Annotated in this window: 1 protein-coding gene and 1 pseudogene; both read right to left on the bottom strand. The window is 70.1% G+C overall.

The features are described 5' to 3' along the window. On the bottom strand, positions 1-138 hold a 138-nt coding region (locus ACLQ29_RS35505), incomplete at its 3' end, for a hypothetical protein (protein WP_425775720.1). 13 nt (positions 139-151) lie between these two features. After that, positions 152-311: pseudogene (locus ACLQ29_RS35500) on the bottom strand (Asp-tRNA(Asn)/Glu-tRNA(Gln) amidotransferase GatCAB subunit A); the annotation flags it as partial.

Genomic DNA, 311 nt, shown 5'->3' with positions numbered 1-311 from the left:
GTTCGGCTCGCCGCCGAAGTCCGTCGGGCAGCCGCAGAACATCTTGGTGTTCGTGCCCAGCTCGACGTGGGTCTCCAGGCCGATCACCGGTTCGTAGCGCGCAACGACCTCGTCGTACGCGGGCAAGGTAGTCGTCATTGGTGCTCCTGCCTCACAGTGCCGGTGGGGTGAACGTGCCGACGGCGGACTCCAGGGCGGCGGCGACCCGGTACATCCGGTCGTCCGCCATCGTCGGGGCCATCACCTGCAGGCCGACCGGCAGCCCCTCGGAGAGCCCGCACGGCACCGAGATCCCCGGCCCGCCGTACAGG

It is taken from the genome of Micromonospora sp. DT228 (genome assembly GCF_049841595.1).
In the GTDB taxonomy this organism is placed as follows: Bacteria; Actinomycetota; Actinomycetes; order Mycobacteriales; family Micromonosporaceae; genus Micromonospora.
The sequence above is the reverse complement of the archived record's forward strand: the minus strand, read 5'-3'. Positions and strand labels throughout refer to the sequence as shown.